General features: G+C 35.1%; 18 protein-coding genes and 2 pseudogenes. 1 reads left to right on the top strand and 19 read right to left on the bottom strand.

All coding sequences use genetic code 11. The features are described 5' to 3' along the window. Nucleotides 1-67: 67 nt before the first annotated feature. The 11 genes and pseudogenes from rfbA to ONT08_RS11210 form a co-directional block, all read right to left on the bottom strand. Nucleotides 68-976, bottom strand: a complete 909-nt coding sequence (rfbA, locus tag ONT08_RS11260; protein WP_264959963.1) for a glucose-1-phosphate thymidylyltransferase RfbA — start codon at nucleotides 974-976, stop codon at nucleotides 68-70. Between the two features lie 12 nt (nucleotides 977-988). Next, nucleotides 989-2,005 (bottom strand): NAD-dependent epimerase/dehydratase family protein, encoded by a 1,017-nt coding sequence (locus ONT08_RS11255; RefSeq protein ID WP_264959962.1) that lies wholly within the window; start codon nucleotides 2,003-2,005, stop codon nucleotides 989-991. A gap of 15 nt (nucleotides 2,006-2,020) precedes the next feature. Next, nucleotides 2,021-2,836, bottom strand: coding sequence for a glycosyltransferase family 2 protein (locus ONT08_RS11250; RefSeq protein WP_264960166.1), 816 nt, complete (start codon nucleotides 2,834-2,836; stop codon nucleotides 2,021-2,023). Nucleotides 2,837-2,847: 11 nt separating this feature from the next. Then, complete coding sequence (rfbC, locus tag ONT08_RS11245) at nucleotides 2,848-3,417, bottom strand: dTDP-4-dehydrorhamnose 3,5-epimerase (protein ID WP_264959961.1); 570 nt, start codon at nucleotides 3,415-3,417, stop codon at nucleotides 2,848-2,850. 225 nt (nucleotides 3,418-3,642) lie between these two features. Further along, on the bottom strand, nucleotides 3,643-4,515 hold the full coding sequence (gene rfbD, locus ONT08_RS11240) for a dTDP-4-dehydrorhamnose reductase (protein ID WP_264959960.1): 873 nt from the start codon (nucleotides 4,513-4,515) through the stop codon (nucleotides 3,643-3,645). Nucleotides 4,516-4,544: 29 nt separating this feature from the next. Further along, nucleotides 4,545-5,333, bottom strand: a complete 789-nt coding sequence (locus tag ONT08_RS11235; RefSeq protein ID WP_264959959.1) for a hypothetical protein — start codon at nucleotides 5,331-5,333, stop codon at nucleotides 4,545-4,547. Continuing rightward, a complete protein-coding gene (locus tag ONT08_RS11230) occupies nucleotides 5,326-5,988 on the bottom strand; it encodes a haloacid dehalogenase-like hydrolase (RefSeq protein ID WP_264959958.1) in 663 nt (220 codons plus the stop codon). Before ONT08_RS11230 ends, ONT08_RS11235 begins: the two co-directional genes overlap by 8 nt. Continuing rightward, nucleotides 5,985-6,788 (bottom strand): glycosyltransferase, encoded by an 804-nt coding sequence (locus ONT08_RS11225; protein WP_264959957.1) that lies wholly within the window; start codon nucleotides 6,786-6,788, stop codon nucleotides 5,985-5,987. Before ONT08_RS11225 ends, ONT08_RS11230 begins: the two co-directional genes overlap by 4 nt. 1 nt (nucleotide 6,789) lies before the next feature. Continuing rightward, nucleotides 6,790-7,476: a glycosyltransferase family 2 protein gene (locus ONT08_RS11220; protein WP_264959956.1), complete on the bottom strand. Its 687-nt coding sequence runs from the start codon at nucleotides 7,474-7,476 to the stop codon at nucleotides 6,790-6,792. After that, entirely contained in the window at nucleotides 7,442-8,749 is a 1,308-nt protein-coding gene (locus ONT08_RS11215) for a hypothetical protein (protein ID WP_264959955.1), read from the bottom strand. The genes ONT08_RS11220 and ONT08_RS11215 overlap by 35 nt, the downstream gene beginning before the upstream one ends. A 199-nt stretch (nucleotides 8,750-8,948) precedes the next feature. Continuing rightward, nucleotides 8,949-9,044 (bottom strand): annotated as a pseudogene (locus tag ONT08_RS11210) (sugar O-acetyltransferase); the annotation flags it as partial. A gap of 88 nt (nucleotides 9,045-9,132) precedes the next feature. On the opposite strand from ONT08_RS11210, the gene ONT08_RS11205 reads away from it, so the two are divergent. Beyond that, nucleotides 9,133-10,110 (top strand): IS982 family transposase, encoded by a 978-nt coding sequence (locus tag ONT08_RS11205; RefSeq protein ID WP_118201933.1) that lies wholly within the window; start codon nucleotides 9,133-9,135, stop codon nucleotides 10,108-10,110. Here the strand turns inward: ONT08_RS11205 and ONT08_RS11200 are convergent. The 8 genes and pseudogenes from ONT08_RS11200 to ONT08_RS11165 all read right to left on the bottom strand — a co-directional run. Further along, nucleotides 10,107-11,276, bottom strand: a complete 1,170-nt coding sequence (locus tag ONT08_RS11200; RefSeq protein WP_264959954.1) for a glycosyltransferase family 4 protein — start codon at nucleotides 11,274-11,276, stop codon at nucleotides 10,107-10,109. The two genes, ONT08_RS11205 and ONT08_RS11200, sit on opposite strands and share 4 nt — an antisense overlap. 308 nt (nucleotides 11,277-11,584) lie before the next feature. Continuing rightward, nucleotides 11,585-11,713: pseudogene (locus ONT08_RS16525) on the bottom strand (DapH/DapD/GlmU-related protein); the annotation flags it as partial. A gap of 553 nt (nucleotides 11,714-12,266) precedes the next feature. After that, nucleotides 12,267-13,343: a polysaccharide pyruvyl transferase family protein gene (locus tag ONT08_RS11190; protein WP_264959953.1), complete on the bottom strand. Its 1,077-nt coding sequence runs from the start codon at nucleotides 13,341-13,343 to the stop codon at nucleotides 12,267-12,269. A 60-nt stretch (nucleotides 13,344-13,403) separates the two neighbouring features. Beyond that, nucleotides 13,404-14,627 carry a transposase gene (locus tag ONT08_RS11185; protein ID WP_264959370.1) on the bottom strand — a complete coding sequence of 408 codons (1,224 nt, stop codon included), beginning with the start codon at nucleotides 14,625-14,627 and terminating at the stop codon, nucleotides 13,404-13,406. A 122-nt stretch (nucleotides 14,628-14,749) separates the two neighbouring features. Then, entirely contained in the window at nucleotides 14,750-14,893 is a 144-nt protein-coding gene (locus ONT08_RS11180) for a hypothetical protein (protein ID WP_264959952.1), read from the bottom strand. Then, on the bottom strand, nucleotides 14,890-16,605 hold the full coding sequence (locus ONT08_RS11175) for a thiamine pyrophosphate-binding protein (protein ID WP_264959951.1): 1,716 nt from the start codon (nucleotides 16,603-16,605) through the stop codon (nucleotides 14,890-14,892). The genes ONT08_RS11180 and ONT08_RS11175 overlap by 4 nt, the downstream gene beginning before the upstream one ends. A 39-nt stretch (nucleotides 16,606-16,644) precedes the next feature. Further along, nucleotides 16,645-17,709 carry an NAD-dependent epimerase/dehydratase family protein gene (locus ONT08_RS11170; RefSeq protein WP_264959950.1) on the bottom strand — a complete coding sequence of 355 codons (1,065 nt, stop codon included), beginning with the start codon at nucleotides 17,707-17,709 and terminating at the stop codon, nucleotides 16,645-16,647. A gap of 29 nt (nucleotides 17,710-17,738) precedes the next feature. Next, a partial coding sequence (locus ONT08_RS11165; RefSeq protein WP_264959949.1) for a hypothetical protein occupies nucleotides 17,739-18,493 on the bottom strand: 755 nt, incomplete at its 5' end.

The following is an 18,493-nucleotide window of genomic DNA, read 5'->3' as shown; positions in this document are numbered from 1 at the left end:
AGGAAGAGGGGCTTGGGGAGAAAGTGGAGCTCCCTTTGGAAAGGGAGACGGAGGGATTTGAAAAAGTTTAATATTCAAGATTCTTTATCAAAGAAGTTTCATTCTCATCGAGAATGGAAAGGAGATATTTGCCATAGTCATTCTTCAACATTGGCTGAGCATTCTCACGCAACGTATCACTATCTATCCAACCCTGGCGGTATGCAATACCTTCCAAGCAAGCAACCTTCAAGCCCTGGCGCTTCTCCAAAACTTCGATAAAGGTTGAAGCCTCAGAAAGGGAATCATGGGTTCCGGTATCAAGCCAGGCGAATCCTCTTGCCATGGTCTGTACCTTCAGCTGCTTATCCTTCAGGAACTCCTGGTTCACCGTTGTGATTTCCAACTCACCACGAGCAGATGGTTTGATATGCTTAGCTACTTCCACCACCTTATTAGGATAGAAGTACAAGCCCACCACAGCATAATTGCTCTTTGGATGCTGAGGCTTCTCTTCGATACTCAGGCAATTGCCTTGCTCATCAAACTCTGCCACGCCATATCGTTCAGGATCGCTTACTCGATAACCAAATACAGTAGCCTTGTTATTCTGCTCTGCATCTACTACTGCCTGATGCAACATCTGGTTCAAACCAGCACCATAGAAGATGTTATCTCCCAAAACAAGGCAAGCAGAATCATTACCGATGAACTTCTCACCGATTATGAAAGCCTGTGCCAAACCATCTGGTGAAGGCTGCTCAGCATACTCAAATTTCACACCCAGTTGACTACCATCGCCTAAGAGTCGCTTGAAACCAGGCAAGTCGAATGGTGTTGAAATAATCAGTATCTCACGGATACCTGCCAACATCAATACCGAGATAGGATAATATATCATCGGTTTATCAAAGATAGGAATCAGCTGTTTGCTGATTCCTTTTGTGATAGGATACAACCGTGTACCGCTACCACCTGCTAATACGATTCCTTTCATGTTTATTGATTATTATTTTAAACCCTTCCTGTCATTATCCTCGTACCAGTCAGCAAGAGCTTCCTCGAAGCTCCACTTAAACTGATAACCGCAGTTCTTCAACTTCTCACCACAGATATTAGTAGAAATCTGGAGTTTCTTTACTCTCGCAGGACAGATACCCATTGGTGAGCCAAGAAGCATGGCAGCTCTTGCCATAGGCATGATAACCCAGTTAGGAATATCAGGTACAAACTGAGTTAATCCTGTTACCTTCTTCATAGCCTCAACAATATGCTGAATAGTATAAGCAGGCTCGAAGCAACAGTTATACAACTCAACACCATGCTCATGATGCTCCAGACGATAAAGCATGAAGCGAACCAATTCCTTTACATAGATACAAGCCTTAATGGTATCCTTTCTGCCTGGGTAAGCAAACTTATGACCACGGATTGCCCAATACAATCTGGTGAAGTTACCATTCTCTCCCTTTCCGAATACCACACCGGGGCGAACGATAGTGAGCTGGCGATGAGCAGCATCACCATTCTGCCACTTCTCATGAATCTTCTCAGCAACCAACTTAGAGATACCGTATGCAGTATTAGGAGTTGGCAAAGTAGTCTCCTTCTTCAACTCCTCAGCAGCTCCGTATGGTGCAATACTTGAAGTAAACACTATCTTCTTGATATTCCACTTCTCAGCAAACGCCACCACATTCTCAGCACCAAGGATATTCGTCTCGAAATACTCATGATCTTCATGACCAGGAGTACGATGAACTGCAGCAAAGTTGAAGATCACATCGTCCTCAGTAGGAGTAAATGGCAAGTTCTCGATAGGCTTGCGGATATCATATTCAATAAAAGTTGACTGCAACTTCTGGCCATCACGTAAAGCTGGCTTGTAGTCCTTCACTACCGGATTAGGAGTACCAGGCTTAACGATGTCGAGGTTATATACTTGGGCGTTAGGATAACGCTCCTTTATTAAATTTGTAAGATGGGTACCGATAAAGCCAGTACCGCCAGTGATAATATAGTTCATTTCAGAAATTCTATTTTATTTCTTATATCCCAGTTCTTTCAACAGTTTCTTGTTCCATTCAGAACGTTCCTTGTCAAAGAACCAGCCCCATTTATTGAAGTACTTCACCATATTCTCCATGTGAATCTTCAGCATTTTCTTACTCTTATAAGATGCAGCTCTATGAGCATGCACCACCGACACCATTGGCCAATACATTGTACGATAATACTTATGCATTCTACGGGTAATATCAATGTCCTCAGGATACATGAAGTATCGCTCATCAAACAATCCCACCTTATCAAATGCAGACAAGCGGAAGAACATGAAACTTCCCTGATGATATGGTATGTTTGCAGGATTTTTGTGATTCCAAAACTCCAAGGTATAGCGATAGTTCATTTTCTCTCCCATCTTCTTTGGCATAAATCTGCGGAAGATAAGGTCGAAAGGAGTTGGCAACAAACGAGTGGTCAACTGTAGGCGACCATCAGGATAGCGAAGCATCGGTTGAAGCTGAGCCACATCCTTGTTTGCTTCCATATACTCTGTAATCTTCGAGATGACACCTTCTTCAAAATATACATCAGAATTAATAACCAGATGATAGTCGGCATGAATCTCCTGCGCTTTCTTTATAGCCACATTATGCCCAGGACCATATCCCATATTGGCATTGTTGAAGATATACTCCACCCCATCCAACTGAGAGCAGAAATCTCTAAGTTCATCACTAGGCGAATTGTCACTGATATAAATTGGGGCAATACCATTCTTGCGCATAGAGTCTATGCACTTCTTTAATTCATCGTGATCAGTCTTATATGTCACGATTGATGCAGTTATTATCATAGGAAAAATTATAAAGTAAATGGTGAATCAAAATCTTTTAATAAAGGATGTTTCGTATCCTTTTCCGAAAGATTAGCATGTTCTGTAGGAATGCACCAATCAATCCCGAGAGATTCATCCAAGATAGAGATACCCCCATCAGCCTCAGGGTGATAGAAGTTATCACACTTATACTGGAATACCGCAGTTTCTGATAATACAGCAAAACCATGAGCAAAGCCCTTAGGAATAAAGAACTGACGATGATTATCCTCCGTCAGTTCCACCGCCACATGCTTACCGTATGTAGGAGAACCTTTACGAATATCCACGGCAACATCCAGCACTCTACCCTTCACGCATCTCACCAACTTACTCTGAGTAAACGGAGGTCTCTGGAAATGCAAGCCTCTCATCACACCATACGAGCTCATGCTCTCGTTGTCCTGGCAGAACTCTACATGATAACCAACTAAAGGTTCAACCTTCTCTTTAAACTCTCGCTCGCTAAAACTCTCAAAAAAGTAACCACGAGCATCACGGAAGAGGCGTGGTTCAATAATAAGCACGCCCTCTATATTTGTCTTTATTATGTTCATTTAAAAATATTTTTGAATTATTGTTTTACCTTCTCTAAATCCCCACATAAAAACTAATGGGAATCCTACTCCAAAAAGAGCATAAACGAATAGCAACAGAATATTATTTCCAATAATTGGAGGTAAATCAAAGAGATTTTCTACTGCAGATATACGCTAAAACAATTGCATAAATAGAAACGCCTTTAAAAACTGATAAAGAACGCTTTCCATTCATACACTTTCCTATTTTGCGTTTTCAAGTTCAGCAATACATTTCTTCAAAGAGTCAGTCCAATAAGGAACTTTCCAATCAAAAACTTGCTTCAATTTTGTTTTATCCAAAACCGAGAAGTGAGGTCTTTTCACAGGGCTTGGGAATTCCTCACTATAGCAAGGCAGAATATCGCATGTATTACCACTAAGTTCACAGATAATTTTGGCAAAATCGAACCATGAACAAATACCCTCGTTAGAGAAGTGATAGATGCCAGTCTTGTCTAATTGACCCGTCTCTATAATATGTGTGATGACGGCAGCCAAGTCACCTGCATAGGTAGGTGTACCCACTTGGTCAAAGACAACCTTCAGCGTATCATGAGTGGCAGTAAGATTCTGCATGGTCTTTACAAAATTCTTCCCCCACTGAGAATAAAGCCACGCCGTACGAATAATGATATAATTGCACCCAGTGGCTATGATGCTCTGTTCTCCAGCCAACTTGGTCTTACCATATACTCCCAGAGGGTTCGTCTCCCAATCTTCACGGCAAGGAATGTTCCTATCACCTTGAAACACATAGTCAGTGCTCACATGAACCAAGGTGCCACCCACCTCCTTCATAGCTTGGGCCAAATTTCCTGCAGCAGTATTATTGAGCAGATTAGCTAATTCATAGTCACTCTCAGCTTTATCCACATTGGTATAGGCTGCACAGTTAACGATAACACGGATATCATCCTCCTTTACCTTTGCACGGATAGCGTCGATATTGGTGATATCCAACTTCTCATAGCCTTCTGCCACATCGGTGAAGACAAATTTGTGCTTACTGTTCTTGGCGCATTTTTGCATCTCATGGCCTAGCTGACCATTAGCGCCTGTTACTAAAATATTCATATCATCAATTTTTTTAAATTCTTATTAATTTACTTTTCCCTCTTTGCTTTAAGAAAAGCCATGCCCCTAAATACTAACAAAAAAAGAAATAATGGGATATAAATTAAGAACTGTTTAAACATGGCCATACATAAACAGACTACAAGATAAAATGCTATACGGAACTTCAAATAAGACTTTTCTGATGGTAATAGTCGTTGCATAAATAAAATTCCATATCTTTTAAAAGATAGTCTTTCTATTGTATTAGGGATTGCATATATTATTGCAGTAACGATTAATATCTGCATTGCACTTTCTGTATCAAATAAATTCAGAAAAGGAATATATTTGAAAAGTTCCAAGAAGAAAAAAACAAGCAGAGATATTCGACCCCTCACATTATTATATACGTAGAAAATAACAAGTTCCACTATCATTGAAATGGCAGAAAACAATAAGAACTCTCTTTCATCAGACATCCAAGAAAGTCCACTCAAAACACATATAAAAGTTAAGAAATGTACTATATAGATTTGACACTTATTCTTATTATAAAAGTACATTTCTATACTATCAAGTCTCTTAGATGGATTTTTTTCTTTCTTAATAGTCTCAGTATCATTATAAATATATCCTATTTCATATTGAGCATAAAATGCAACAACAAGCATAACAAACTCTACCAATGAACATATAGAGTAAACATGAGATAGCATGTAAAGAAATGCAACAGGTACTATATGATAACAAAATAGTCCTAATCTTTTATTTTTAGAGACCATTCTTTTTCTGATGGTGTAAGCTCCTGGGCATAAAAATATAAACTTATTATTCATAGTGTAGTAGCTTTGCGTCCTTAAAATTATATTTTTTAATAATTCTAGCCCATTTGTTTGCCTCTCTTGGATATATGACAATTACCCGTGAAAGACTATCTAACAATAATCTGGCATCTGTAACATTATCTGTTATAGTCATATCTACAGGAAAAGAAATACCAGTTTCAACTAAAGCGTCCATCTTACGACCTAGACGGTCTTTTAAAATTTTCCCTACACAGCATCCATTTTTATATTTTAACTCTGTAGCAATTGCATAATCAGCCATAACTCTTTTCTTTATTATTTCAGATAAGAAATCCAAGGTAGCAGAAGCAAGGATTATTTTGCTGTCATTTTTCTTCTCTTCATCCAACATATTAAACACTTCACTATTTTTACGTTGCAACAAGAAATTATCATAAAATTCCTCGCCCAAAGTCAACAACTTTTTTTGTGAATATCCCTTTAGACAGTTAATACCTATCATTCTAATAATATCCTTAGAAAAAAGTATTATAGCCAATTTATTAACGATACGTCCAAATATTGAGGCTCCAACTTTTCTATAGAATCCATACCATTTACCATGAGGCAGCGAATCTAAAAAATCAAATGTTGAATTTGAATTAAATAAAGTACCATCAATATCTATTAATACAACTCTACTCATTTTCTAAAATAATATTTATAAGCAATAGCAAAAGGTAAAAGTGAACGATTTTTCAACACCAAGAATAAAGTTCTTTTCAATATAGGTATAGAAAACTCGATTTTTTCTTTTAGAGTATTCTTTTCACAACCATGTATACTCTCACAGAATAGCTTAAGCCTCTTCAATGCTACATCAATAGGATCAGACTTAGCTGAGTAATCTTGATAAACAGTTTGGGACAAAACGAAAACTTTATTATAATATTTTTTGAATCGTCTCAAGAATTCATGATCACTATAATCCAAGAATACCCGTTCGTTATACCCCCCACACTTTTCTAACGCAGCAAGGGACACACACATGCCACTATTAATGACACTTAATTGATGAAGGCTCGTGATACCCTCATAATGTTTTTGGCTAAAAAGGGCAAAATGATGTTTATATTTCATCGGAGACATGGTATATACTCCGCACTTCACCATTGGAGCAAACATTTTACATGATGGATTTCTTTCAATAGCCTTTAGGTAATCAGAAATAGAAACCTCATCAAAATCTGTATCTTGATCCAAAAACAACAACCATTCATATTCATGTTTTTTTGCATACTTTGCTGCCTGATTATAACAAGCACTTAATCCGATATTAGATTCATTATGAATGTAAATTGCTTCTGGAGCAATATTAGTTATATCCTGAGGATTTTCTGAATTATCAAAAACCAACAAATGCTCATTATTTGCTCCTAACGTCTTATACGTTCTTGACTCTTGCAATTTGCAATGATACAAGACTAGCACACATAATATCTTCATATTATTTTTTGAACAAAAATTTCAAACTCCAATATAGAATTTTTATAACCAGAATTTTCAATGAAATCTTATGATAAATATAATCGCAACATAAACGTTGATATAAACACCAACTTCCACTTGAAACTCCTGCTTGGTCATTTTGGGCAATAGGTACATTTATCTTCATTACTTCTTCTGGCTTAAAGCGCATGAAAAACATAAAATCAGATATAATATACGGCTTGGTTACCTGATAATATCCATAAGTATTATGCATTTCCTTCTTGTATATGATAGCTTGATGCAACAACATACCTTCATCGAAAGATGCAGGAACTAACGATTTGCCTACATAATAATCGGAATAAATAAAACTTATTTTTTCCCCTATAGGGTAACTAAATACTTTTTCTAAAACATGATCATCAACAAAGACATCTCCAGAATTCATAAAAATTATCCATTCACCCTCAGCCATATCAATAGCTTTATTCATTGCATCATAGATTCCTTTATCCTTTTCCGAAATATATTTATCTATGGATGAAATATTTTGATTGATAATTTCCTTTGTATTATCAGTACTACCTCCATCAATTACCAAATATTCTCTATCTTTGAAGCTTTGATTTGTTACTGACTTTATTGTTTTGAGGATATTCTCTTGGTCATTAAAGACCACTGTTACAATTGAAACTTTTACCATTATTTTTTTCTGAATAAATTAAAGGATATAAAACATTTGAGCTTTTATATAAACCTACAAATAGTAAATAATTAAACAAACCGTTGAAGAACAAGTAAATGTCACCAAATACCGCAAGTCCCATCATTACCAACAAAGCCCTTTTACAACATACATATATATTTTGTGGAGCTCGTTTATACCCCATACAATATAATCTACTTCCTATAAGAGCCATTATTGCTGTCATCAATAATCCGCCCCACCTATAGAATGCATAAGAAACGACAGACAACTGACTGTTTGGCGCACCACCATCAGGATAAACACGATAATTATATTCAAACAATAAGGCACCAACCGTTTCGAAAAGAGACTTGTCTACATCAAATCCAAAGATGTGGCGAAAAGGTCCCCAAAATATTGATGTTATATTTAAGAATGGCATACCTACTTTTATATTATCAATAACCGAGTATGGATAGGCATTCCAATAAGTATCTCCATTAGCCAAGAGTCTATAACCAAAATACAACACGGAACTTAATCCGCCATTTGCATAACCAGCCAATAGTATTACACAAAGAGGCATTGCTGCTATTGGCAAGATATACTTTTTCTTTACTTTAGGCATTTTTCCTGCATAAAAAACAGAATAAAAGAAATAAGCTTGAACAAAACTGAAAATAAATCCTTTTGAACCAGACATCATGCTTATAGCAATAAGTAAGAGCATTAAAATTGAAGAATATTTTTTTCTGCCATGAAAATACAAATAAAAGATGTAGAGTGTACAAAACAATCGACAGGCATTAGAAAAGCGTCCAAGGAGTCCCAAGATTCCACTACTATTATCAGTATTTATTTCAAATCTATTTTCATTAAAAATCGGAATGCCATTTATCAACCATGAATATAGGGTCGTAAATAGATAAATAACCAAACAAATATTAAAGAAAAAACGATTTTTATCATATTCATGATTAACAGTATTCATTAAGAGTTGGTTATAATTTATATTTCTTGTCACTAAAAGAAAAACACCAACTAGAATCATTTGGCTAGTTGCAAAATAAATAATATGTTTATCAGGACAAAAGCCAGCATAGTATAAAAATATTGGCACTGCAGCAGCAAATGCCAAATTAAGAGTAGCAACCAAGCTCGGATCTATTATAGAATGTATTCTTTTTTTTAGAGCAAAGCAATACAAACAAATAACAACAAACAACACTATAAAATATAGTCCTACATGTGGGTAGTAAACAAAACCCATAAATTCTTCAGAAGTCATATGTACTTAGTTTTTAATAACCTAATTTTTTATCGTTTGTGAGACTAAATCTCCTATAAACTCATAACCTTTTGAGGTAAGATACAAACCATCTACTAAGAGTTTCTCTATAAAATTGGCGATATTGTAGCATACCGTCACTACTGTAATTTTTGGTTGTATCATTGTATTATCTAATTTTTCACTTGTGAAACGTTAGTTATTCCATCCTTTTAATCACCTTGCATGGATTTCCTGCAGCAATACAATTTGCGGGAATATCCTTTGCAACAACAGAACCTGCACCAAACACATTTATCAAAAGAAAAACATAATCATAAATACGATTAATCTTTGTTTACTCATTGGCGGAATTAAAATTCGCCTAAAAATTAGTATCTTTTATGGAGAAAAAGTTGTGCATCTCGCTGATTTTTAGTAACTTTGTGGTGTCAAAACATAAAGTTATAATCTTTCACGCTATGCACAACTTGTATGCAAATTTCGTAAAAATTCTTGAGATATGCAAGAATTTCTCCATAAATTTAGTTAATGAGCTAGGAAATATTCCTCGCCCAGGAGTCGTCCCACGTTTTTCAGACCTCGAAGTTGTTGCTTTGAGCTTAACTGCTGAGCATCTAAGTATCGACAGTGAAAACAACTTGTTCGACAGACTGAAGGAGTATAAGACTGAAATGCCAAACCTGATTTCTCGACGTCAATTTAATGACCGCCGAAAATTCACAGCGGAATTATGCGAGACGATTCGTAAGCGCATTGCATCAAAGATGGATGGCGCAGAAGAATATTTCTGCATTGATTCCAAACCGATAGAGGTATGCCGTTTGTCCAGAGGATTGCGTTGCAAGATGAAAGGAACAGACGTGACAAACTCTCCAGCATTTGGCTATTGTGCCACTCAGAAGATATACTATTATGGATTTAAACTCCACGCAGTCTGTGGGTTAAGTGGAGTTATCCACTCGTATGATTTGAGTCCAGCTAATGTTCATGACATTCATTTTCTTAAAGATGTTAAGTTTCAATTTCATGACTGTTGCATCCTAGGTGATCGTGCTTACCTCAGTGCAGAACTACAGCAAGACCTGTTTTCTTCTGTAGGCATTAAGTTGGAAGTTCCATATCGTCTGAATATGAAGAATTGGAGACCAACATTCAAGCCTTATGCAAAGGCGAGAAAGAGAATCGAGACCAATTTCTCTCAACTTTGTGATCACTTCATGCTCTTCAGAAATTACGCAAAGCAAACACCAGGACTGTTTACCCGAATCATCGGGAAAATTAGCGCATTCACAGTCTTGCAATATATAAATTATGTAAACAATAGACCGATTGGCAGGGTTAAATATGCGCTAAACTAATTCCGCCAACAGGTTTTGTTTATATTACGATAAACGCTAGCCAGTTTTTCTGCAGACTTTTCCCAAGAAAAATCTCTTAATCTAACAAATCCTCGCTCTATAATTATATTTCTTTCTTCAATTGATAATAAATAAATCTTGTCTAACACTTCTGGCAAGTTTGATTTACCTGGTTCAGATTCAAAATATATGCCTGCATCAGAAGCAATTTCAGGAAAGCAGCTTTTATTATTCAATAATACAGGACAACCATAAGCAAATGCCTCCAATATAGGCATGCCAAAACCTTCATAAAGAGATGGATAAACAAACGCTAATGCATGAGCATAAAGGATTTTCATTTCAATTCCACTGGCAGGGATATGAAGAACAGCATCCTTTACTTTCAATTCTTCTATCATCTTGCGCTCATCTGCAGTAAACCCTCCTCCTGTGCAAACCATTTTTACTTCAGTATGTTTATTATGAAAAGCAGCAAAATCCTTCAAAGTTTGAGGAAAATTTTTATAAGCATTTCTTGTACCAACATATAATATATAAGGAGACTCTACTATTGACGGATTATTTACCGACTCTCTTTCTGGACCACCATGGTAAATCACCGTAATTTTTTCTGCAGGTATATTAAGCAAGCGAACTATATCTTTTTTAGTCTGCTCGGATACAGCAACGATAGCAGATGCTTTACTCAGAGACTTCCTCTTAAACTGAATTTGCTCGTCATTCTGATTAAAATAATCTGGAAACAATTCCGGCATCATGTCATGCACAGTTATCACCCAAGGTTTATTTCCAATATAATTCAAAAAATAAGAATCGAAAAATGTTGGATGAAATACATCAAAATCCAGTTCTTTAAGTTTTTGAATTGCATAATGCTTATTGACAGTCTCTGAGGTTAAAATTAAGCCTAGTCTCATAAGGATTCGATAAATAGTACCAGAACCCTTAAAAGGAAACATCTTCTTCCATTTGGAAAGATTCAACTTTGGCATTTTAATTAATGGACAAAGATGTGATTCTATAAGATGTACGTTTTCACTTTCCTTCACAGCTATTTCCGTAGAAATATCTGCTGGCATATTACTAATCAATTCACAAAAGCATTTTGATACGCCCCCAAATCGTTGAAACGTAAATGCCTGATGGTCATATAGTACTTTCATTGCAATTTTATTTTAAAAGGCCTCCGAAGAAATTTTCATTTCGTTAAGTCTATCATCAACGTTAGCCCAGTTTATTTTCTTATCAGCAATTCATTAGTGTCCAATAAAAAAATGGGAACTAATGAGCGTCAATAGGAAAATAATGCGGATTGTCATATTCAATTACCACATCACATTTCCAAACTTCATTCTCCTTAGAGAGAAGAGATCTACACAATGGCTTCCTATAAAGCCCTTGGAACCTACTACTAATAATTTCATTTTGTTAATGGTTTTGTTACTTTAGCAAGATTGTCTGCCACAACGATCTATGCAGGCACATCTTTTGTAACTACACTTCCCGCTCCCACAATAGCACCTTCACCAATGGTTACACCTTTCAGAATGATACAATTCATACCTATCCAAGCATCATTGCAGATAGTGATAGGTTTCGAGTTTACAACATCCCAATTTTTATGAGCAATGAAATTTCGTCCATTTCGAATATTAGCGATAGTAAGGCGAGTCTGGCGACCCATAACATCGTGGCGCATATGAAAGGTTGTCTGTATGACAACCGATTTATCTATATCAATATAAGCAGCATGTAATTTTAACTGCCGTTTCATTCTTATTTTTCTAATTAAACCTAACATTTGTATATATCTATTTATTTAAACGTTTACTACCCCCCCAAGAGGCTTTATGATTGATAAAATATATAATTGGAATCACTAGTATCCACTAAAATTATGGTCGGGTTATTTTTTTCAAAACTTTATCATTTTTATGGATTTTATCTTTCAAAGTTCCAATCATATCAACCGGGCAAGAAGTAAACTTGCGAAAGTACTTCTCACCATCCTCATCGTAGAATCACCTATCAATAAATATCTCACACACTAGCTTCCACATTAGCAGAGTCAATCCTGACATTACTTCACTTAATATCTTATCTTTCGGTCAAACCATAAGAAATGATACCAAGAAGTTCCTTATATTTATATTTCATTGAACACATAACGATTTTAATATAGAGTTCATCATTTCATAATAATTCAAAGACAACTGCTGACTTTTTTCTTTAACTGCCTTTATTGGAAAATTAAGAATTCCATCAATTATAGTTTCTGGCATAATCTGACATTTATTATTTTCAACCTTTGCAATATTCTTAGATACACCAAAAACATTCATAATATGATACACCTTGCTTGAACCATCATCTTTTTTCTTTCCCCAAAAGTTAGTTGTCCCCCATATATCTATACTAAAACAAGGAACGGCATTATGTAATGCAACAACTATCGGGTGCATATTATTACCTATATAACCATTAGAGTATTTTATTAAAGCATACCAATCTAAAGGATTTAGAGGGGTCAAAATTTCAAACTCAAAAGGATGAACAAAGTTAATACCAAATTGGGTCGGCAAAGCAACACAATGTATTCCTCTTGATGCAAATCCGTCTTTTAAAGCCTTAAGTTGGTCAAAAGAAAGAGATTGATCATACAAACTGATTAAAACATATCTAGTTGGCAATGAAAATTTCTCTTCAACATACTGTTTTGTCGGAATTAACTCCCCTGCATTATTGTTAAAATTAAACACAGGATCTGGAGTAACACGAATCTGATTACTTATGCGACCATCAGTGATATAATTCAACATATCTTTAGTCCATTCATCTCTGACAGAATAATAAGTAAAACGGTTCAATGCTTCATTCATTTTAGATCTTACCTTCTCCGAAAAATGGGTATATTCTGAATTTTGAGAAGAAACAGACATAAGAGCCATCTTTATACTATCTTTTATACCTACTCCCCAGAATGGATTAGGAAAAGTTGTATCTGGCAATTTAGGGACAATATTAAGCAATCGTCTTGGATTAAATTTTATGCGGTCTTGTAACAAATGATGCTGCAACACCGCATCTGATCCAACTATAATAGCCTCTATTCCCCAAACACTTACCTGTTTATTTATTTCATTTGCATTATGGCAAATTACAGTTTGATTCTTTATAACCTTATCAACAAAACTAGCAAAACAAGCAGTCTGAGGATTCAAACCAAACAAAGGAGTATATTTTTTATCCTTTTTCTCTGAACAATAGTTCGTTAATAATTCAATAATGTGCTAAGCAGCTATACGCTGTAAGCACGAGAGATTTTTGAAAATCTTGCTAATTAAAGTTCGGTTCGGGGTGTACCCGCTTGCTTTAAAAATTCGTTTCACCAGATAAATGTTGGTCATCAGTGACTTGAATGAAGACATAGAATATTCCATTCCCATCTCCTTCATAGTTACCTTGGCAACATTTAGTGATGTGAACGAAGCATTGAAAGCAAAATCGAGTTTCCACTTATCGCGAGCCTGGCAGTCCATAAGACCAGTATAGCCTTTGGCGTCACGAAAGCAAAATTCAATCCGGAACCTGGTTCTATAATAAAGAAGTACCTCTTCACCCGAAAGTGAGGTGTCTGTAGAGAAGAATAGTTTCTTCTTGCCATTCGGCATCTGCCAGATGACAAGTCTAACTTTACACCTGAGTGCCTTGGAATAGGCTATCAAAGTATAAGCTGTTCCTTCTATATCTTCCATCTCCATCTTCTCCATTCGAGTGAGGTCAAGATTCTTCATATCAATCTTGCCATCCTTGGTCTTTGGGCGACCACGTTTTCCAGTACGTGGACCAGCATAGACATAAAAGAGACAAGCATTGTCACGAAAGCGGCTTATCAAAGAGAACCCTTCTTTCTTTATCCCATTAACAAATGTACTTGTAGAGAAGTAAGCATCTGCAACTATGAGGGTTGAGAGTTTGAGAAGTTCCTTGCGATAACGCTTAATGACGCCGATATAGAAATCTACCATAGTCTTGTTTCTAAGACTCAGTTCTTTATTACTTAGCGACTGGTGGGCTTTTAACATCATGCAGTCTTTGGCATCAATATCAATGAGGCCAATACCCATGATTTCGAGACCATGTTTAACAGACTGTGCACATCCCGACCAAAAACGACCGATATGTGGAGTCTTCTTGCCAGCTTTGCTGATGTAACTGGGATCAATGGCAATAGCCCATCTTCCCTGTTTACCAAAGAAGCGCTTGGCAAGTGAGACATTAAGTTTGAGCCAGTCAATGCTTTTCGACTTTTTTAAGCCGAATGCGTTGCGATAGGTTTGCTCAACATGCGAGCCATACCTCCCCATTTGGGTGAAATTTATCTTTCTTGGTATTACCATGAACAAAATTATCACCTCGATGAGTATTTTCTCGAAACTTTTTGTTAACTTTGCAGCCGAATCTTCAACTGCATCTTTAAAGATATCCATATATTGGTCAAGTCCTGTATTCATATAATTTTGCGTTTGTCGTGATTTGCAAAGTTACTGAAAATCAGCGACTTGACCAACTTTTTATAGTTAAGTTTTCATAAGCATTTCTTAATATAAGTTATTGATTTGCAGACGATTAAATATTAATTTAACGCAGTATTGTCTGAATAATAATTGATAAATATTGGAAAATGGCCAGCTTTTTCAAGATACTTATAAGTTGAAAGCGCTTGCAAGGTTGCCCCAAAATTTATCTCTCTATAAAACGATAAAATTCCAATTTTCATTTTTTAAAAACATTAATGAATGATTTGATACCTTTTTTAACATTAACTTCAGCCTCTTCAATCTTTGATAATTCTGCAAGATTACATAATTTCTCCCATGCCTGACTCTGCCCTTCTGTTGAAATTATTATTTCAAAAAGGATTGGCTTAGAAGAAATCGCTGGGTCGATAAACTTTTTATAAGACTGCAAAAACTCATCCTTATTTGTTGCTTGCATATATTCAAATCCTAAATCTTGGGCATAATGTTTTACTAATTCTTTTGATTGATTTGCAAAATGACCTCCAGCAGACATGAATAAAGATTTATCTACAGCATATTTGGGAGACATAAAATGCATAAATTCAGCACCCTTTCCATCATTAACAAGCATAATACGAACATTATTACGTATATGCCTATTTCCTAAAGCATTCAGATCATAAAAAAATGCCAAATCACCTATAAATAAGAAATATAACTTTTCTGGATGTACAAGCGACGCACCAATTAATGAAGAAGTACATCCATCAATACCGAATCCTCCAACATTACAATTACAGTTTATAGTTGAATCTAAATCAAAGAAATTCCATGATCTCAATGAGTTTAATATAGCAAAATGTATTGTGCATTTTTTAGGCATTTTTGGAGCTAAAAAGTGTGCTATATAAATATGACTAAGTGGGAGTTCTGGAATACGTGAATATAAATCTTTATATACATTGCTAATTCTATTATAACAACTTACATTATTAATATCCTTGGCGGTAATATAGTGATTGAAAAAATCTATCTCATGCATTTCAAATACATAGTCCAGTTTTCTAAATCGAATTCTAATCTCACCATCTTCGCTAACTCTCCAAACACTATTAGCATAAATCTTTTCAAACGTCAAATAGTCCCCAGACATTTCGCCCAAATGAATTATAAGATCAAAATCACTTTCCTTATATGACTTATGTATCTGTGTGCCTATAAGTGAATATTTAACAGAATACTTTCCATGATAGCCACTGGTATGATCACATAATACAACTCCATTATATTGTTCACAAAAATGTTCAATTGCCCCTTGCAATGTTACATTCATTTTTTTATGTGAGCCAATAAAAATACCAATTCTACCTTCTGCTATTTTTGGAAAATCACCAGAATAATTTATGCGAAAAACAGGATGAACAAGTGGTAATGTAGGCGTCGTACAATCTTGAGTAATGCACTCAATATTTATATGAGATGGTCCACCTCCATGATGTGTCAAAGCAAGAATAGCTTTATTAACCTTAAATTCACAATCCCACTTATCATTATCATCCTTAATAACCTGAAGATGAACACCTTCTGTTAAGATATCTGCAGGATATACATTTCTATTTGTAACTTGTGGATACAAATGTCCAAGATTGAAATTTGGTTTACTACAAGTTAAAACTAATATAGGAAGCTTGCGATAGAACGCCTCAGTTAAGGCTGACATATAATTTCTAGAAGCTGTCGCGCCTGTACAACATATCATAACAGGTTCATTTGCTTCTTCTGCTAAACCGCATGCCATATATGCAGCAGAACGCTCGTCCACACAAGAATACATTTCAAAAAACGAATCACTCTGCATACTTATCACAAGAGCAGGATTAGTACCTCCTGGTGAAGCTACTATCTTTTTTATACCATGCTCTTTTAATAATGCAATAAGTATCTGTTGATTTAAATTATCAGTATACATAAAATATCAAATTAAACTACAATTTTCTACAAAATGATATCAACAATGATATATTCCCAAACGAGCAAGAAAATATTTGATTTTCTGCTTTAACCCAGGAAATACAGAAAGGGATGTCCAATCTCCCGAAAGAGAGTCTAGTTTTGCCTCTGTTTCCCAATATAAACTTTTGAAAGTAGGCTGTTCAAGGAACTTAAGCAAACAATCAGATAAAGCGATTTTTGGATCAACAAAATTTGATGTATCTATAAACTTATTAATTTTTGAATTATCAAAAGTTCTATTATAAAGCCTATCATATATAATCTGCCATTTCCCGGAATAGTAATCACTCCATTTATCGACATAGATGATACTTGCTTTATGCCCACAGTATTGCTCAAGTATGGAAGTATAGACTTGTAAAAAATCAGCCCATTTATAACTTTTATTGTTTGTTATATGAAAGATTTCTCCCAAAGCCTCTTTTTTGCCTATTATTGCTGCAATACCTTTAGCAACATCATTTCCATATGTAAATGTAGTAGTTTTATTAGCTAAATCTTTGCTGAAAACTATTGGTTTATTATCAAGAACTCTCTTTAACCAATATTCTTTCTCAAGACATGACAGTTGAAGCCTCGCATCACTAAATGTTATATAAGGTCGTATTATGGTCCAGTTTTTGAGGCAACAACTAAGCAAAAGATTCTCCTGTCTTGCTTTAGATAGGGCATACTCATCTGTTGAAAGATATTCCTTATCAGAACATGAATCAAGTAAACGTGGTGAACTTTCTTTTAATGGAGTTTCACTATTGGCATAAACTCGTGACGAAGATAAATAGACATATTGATCAGTACATTTCAACAACTTCTGAAAGCGATTAGCAAATTCATCAGTAGAATAAGACATAAAATCAATTATCGAAGACCAATGCCTAGATTCTAGAAGAGGAAATAAAAATGTGTCATCTTTTGCATTGCCACAAATATACGTAACATAATTATAACTATTTTTTTTTGAACGGCTAGTAACAACACAATTAATTTTACTTTTTGCTAAAATATCAACTAAGAATGTCCCCATCGCTCCAGTTCCACCTAACAAAAGAACTTCAATCATTGCATAATTTATTAGACTTTAAAGATGTTTTATACATTTCTACGTAAAAACTTCTTTATTAAATATATAAAATATCGCTCATAACATTTACAAATCGGCCATCGAGCATTAAAAAACAATCTATCAAACTCATTATTTGGGGTTGTTATTATTTTCTTATTAGTGAAAACATAATCTGCATCTAAATCTGTAGGCATCGTAAAAACTACATCTTTAGTATTGCCAGAACTATGTTCCCCTACAATACCTGCATTTTTTACCAAATGTTTAATCGGCATGACAAAATAACGATTCGTTTCAATACATGACATTCCCCACGCAAAATCCCAGCAATGAGTCTTATGCACAAAACTTTGCAAAGTTTTATAAAACAAGAATTGTGATAAGCAATGAGAATATAACCCCTTAAAGTGTTTTTTAAAAGCCTTATATGTCAAATCTTTAGGCTCGATATTAAAATCAACAGACTCAAATCTATCCTTCCATGTAGCCCAACCATAGACATTGCCTTTTCTGGAGATTATATGATCTTCATCATTTTTTGGTTTATACGTAGTATAATTATCACCAGATATAGCAAAAATTTTAGGATTATCTTTGTATATATCTAAAAAATAATCACAATATTGAAAGAAGCCTTTACTTGGGACACAATCATCTTCCAAAATAATAGCAGAATCTTCATTTTTGAAAATCCATTTTTTCGAACTCATTAAGGATGTATATACATCTACACATTCTTCACGAAAAAAAGTATGCAAATCACACTCCCAATCAATTTCAT

It is taken from the genome of Segatella copri, from assembly GCF_026015465.1.
Classification (GTDB): Bacteria; Bacteroidota; Bacteroidia; order Bacteroidales; family Bacteroidaceae; genus Prevotella; species Prevotella copri_E.
Note: the sequence above shows the minus strand (reverse complement) of the source record. Positions and strands in the feature narration are given on the sequence as shown.